3 protein-coding genes are annotated in these 3,202 nt (G+C 70.8%); 2 read left to right on the top strand and 1 reads right to left on the bottom strand.

Going from position 1 to position 3,202, the window contains the following annotated elements:
• Together ABZV34_RS37920 and ABZV34_RS37925 are read left to right on the top strand one after the other, a co-directional pair.
• On the top strand, positions 1-498 hold a 498-nt coding region (locus tag ABZV34_RS37920), incomplete at its 5' end, for a TetR/AcrR family transcriptional regulator (protein ID WP_356287381.1).
• A 92-nt stretch (positions 499-590) separates the two neighbouring features.
• Complete coding sequence (locus ABZV34_RS37925) at positions 591-1,709, top strand: sulfite oxidase (RefSeq protein WP_356287384.1); 1,119 nt, start codon at positions 591-593, stop codon at positions 1,707-1,709.
• A gap of 48 nt (positions 1,710-1,757) precedes the next feature.
• Here ABZV34_RS37925 and ABZV34_RS37930 read toward each other — a convergent pair whose 3' ends face one another.
• Complete coding sequence (locus ABZV34_RS37930; protein ID WP_356287387.1) at positions 1,758-2,921, bottom strand: glycoside hydrolase family 64 protein; 1,164 nt, start codon at positions 2,919-2,921, stop codon at positions 1,758-1,760.
• Between the last annotated feature and the right edge of the window lie 281 nt (positions 2,922-3,202).

Raw genomic sequence — 3,202 nt, forward strand, 5'->3', positions numbered from 1 at the left:
GCCAACGTGTCGCTGGAGGCCGTCGCCGCCGCCGCGTCCGTGGGCAAGGGGACCGTCTTCCGGCGCTTCGGCGACCGCACCGGCCTCCTGATGGCCCTGCTCGACCACACGGAGCGGCAGTTCCAGGCCGCCTTCTTCCGGGGCCCCCCGCCACTGGGCCCGGGAGCCTCGCCGGCGGACCGGCTGCACGCCTTCGGTTGCGCGGTGCTGCGGCAGACCTGCGACCGGCTGGATCTGTACATCGCCGCAGAAGCGGACGCCTCCCGCCGCTTCAACTCCGCCCCGTACCGCGTCCGCTTCACCCACGTCGCCATGCTGCTGCGCGAGGCCGTCCCGGCCGCGGACAGCGAACTGCTCGCGCAGACGCTCATGGGCTATCTCGAACCCGCGCTGATCCTCCATCTGACCCGGCAGCGCGGGATGACGGTGGAGCGGCTGGAGTCCGGCTGGCACGACCTGGTGGAGCGGAGCACCCGCCCGGTGCCGTTCCGGGCCTGAGGGCTCTCCCGAGATCCGTCACTTCGCGTCCGCGGGAGCGAGGGGGCGGCCATGACCTCGCCCCACCCGTCGTCCGGGCGGAGAATACGGGCATGGGACATCACCTTGACGAGGTGAGCGGACCCGCGAGGGTGGCCGCCCCCGGCGAGGACTTCGGCGCGCAGGAACTGGCTCTCGCCGCCCGGAACCACGGGCTGCCCCTGGAGGCGCTGCGCTACGACATCACCCCGTCCGGGCTGCACTACGTACTGACGCACTACGACATCCCGTACGCCGAGGGCTCCTCCTGGCAGCTCTCGATCGGCGGGCGGGTGCGGCGGCCGCGGGTGCTCGGGACGGCCGAGCTGACCTCGTATCCCGCCGTCACCCGACGGGTGACCATGGAGTGCGCGGGCAACGGCCGGGCACTGTTGACCCCCCGGCCGGTGAGTCAGCCGTGGCTGGTCGAGGGTGTGGGCACGGCCGAGTGGACGGGCGTGCCGCTGCGGGTTCTGCTGGCCGAGGCAGGGGTCGGAACCGATGCCGTGGAGGTGGTGTTCACCGGCGCCGACCACGGGGTCGAGCGCGGGGTGGAGCAGGACTACCAGCGGGCGCTGCCCGTGGCCGCGGCCCTGGGGGAGGACCTCGAGGTGCTGGTGGCGTACGGGATGAACGGCGGCCCGCTGCCGCCGCAGCACGGGTTCCCGCTGCGGCTGGTCGTACCCGGCTGGTACGGGATGGCGCAGGTGAAGTGGCTGCGCGGGATCACGGTGATCGACATCCCCTTCGAGGGCTTCCAGCAGGTGGCTGCCTATCGGCTGCGCCAGGAAGCCGGGGAGGTGGGGGAGGCGGTCACCCGGATCGCCCCGCGTGCCCTGCTGGTGCCGCCCGGCTTTCCCGACTTCATGTCCCGGGCCCGGGTGGTCCGGGAGGGGGTGGTGGCGCTGGAGGGGCGAGCCTGGTCGGGGTGGGCGCCGGTGACCGGCGTGGACGTGAGTACGGACGGGGGCCGGGAGTGGCGGGCGGCGGAGCTGGAACCGGCCGGCGGCCACCGCTGGGCCTGGCGGCGCTGGAGGTTCACCTGGACGGCCTCGCCCGGGCGGCACACGCTGAGCGCGCGGGCCACCGACGCCGAGGGCAACACCCAGCCCCTGCGGCAGCCTTGGAACCGCGGCGGGTTCGCCAACAACCTCGTCCAGAACGTTCCCGTCCTGTGTGTGGAGCAGGACTGAACTCCCGGACGGCCGGGGCTCGTGTGCCACCGGCCGTCCGTGGCACGGTCAGTTGAACGGATCCAGTGTGAGGTAGCCCTGTTGTGGGTTGCCGTCGTGGACGAGCGACTCGTAGGCGCCGACGTCGTCGAAGGCGAACGCGTAGGCCTTGCCGTCGGCCATCTGCGCATGGATCCTGCGGGCGTACTGGTTGGTGACCGTGTCCTGGTAGAAGCCGGCCGGACCGGTGTCCGGCTGGTTGGGATTGGTCAGCAGTGTCGAGCGGTTGAAGCCCGCGCACAGGGTGCGTGAGATCGGCCCGCGCACCAGGTCGTTGGGGGCGTCGAGCCGCTTGTAGCAGCCGAAGATGCTGTCCGAGTCGGGCTTCTGGAAGCTGGTGACGACCGCTCCGGCACTGTTGGTGAAGTTCATGACGCCGCCGGAGACGCGCCCGAAGTACTTCGTGTTCGGCTGGTCGCCGAACGGAGCCACCGTCAGCGTCGACGAACTGTACTTCTGCCACACGCGGTTGACGTAGTCGTCCATGACGGTCGCGGGGAGGGCGCCCGACTCGATGCCGTGGCCCGGGGCGAGAGCCCGCAGGACGGTGCCGTCGGACCGGGTCTGGATCAGGTTCGCCCAGCCGCCCGGCTGCCCCCGGAGGGCGTTGAAGAACCCGGTGTAGCCGCCGGCCTTGAGGTGTCCGGTGGTCTTCGTGCTCCCGTCGGCGAGCTGGACCCCCACGGCGTAGGGGGACGAGAACATGTCGACCTGGGTGCTGTTGATCCACAGTCCTGAGTCGTTGAGCGTGTACTCGGACCAGTTGAAGAGGATGTTGCGGTTGGGGTCGCTCGGGTTCTGCACGGCCGGCTGGACCAGGCCGCCGGTGGTCAGCCGGAAGTCGAGCTTCTGGCCGTAGGAGAAGTAGATCCGGCCGGAGAACTTGGGGATGCGGATCGTCTTCGTCTGGCCGTTCGCCGGTCCGGGGATCGACGCGTCCGGAGCCGGCGTCGGCGGATTGCCTCCGGCGGGCCAGGCGTGGAACGTGCCGTTCGCGTCGGCCCAGCCCTGCTGTCCTGTCGACAGCAGGGTGCCGAGATCGTAGAGGTAGACCGGGTCACCGCGGCCGGAGTTGTTGGTGACCTTCAGCGGGATCGTCTCCGGGACGGCCGCTTCGGCCCCGGCCGGCGCTCCGAAGGTCAGCAGCGCCGCGGTGAGGGTGGCCGCGGCCACCGCCAACGCCCGCCATGTGTGCTTTCTGGGCACTCTCTTCCTCCTTGACGTGGGGGTTCCAACGAGGTGGATCACTGCGGACGGAAGCCGTCCGGATTCTTTGAGAGCGCTCTCAGAATTGCGTTGGGTGGAGTACATGTCAACGATTCACGCAGAACTGGTCTGGTCCAACCTCGGACGGCCAGGACCCGGACCTCCGCCGGGCGGAGCACCCCAACGGGTCAGCACCGATCGCGGACGCGGAGGCGGGCACGGAGCATGGAGAAGGCCCGTGGACCGGG

The organism is Streptomyces sp. NPDC005195 (genome assembly GCF_040608315.1).
GTDB lineage: Bacteria > Actinomycetota > Actinomycetes > Streptomycetales > Streptomycetaceae > Streptomyces > Streptomyces kaempferi.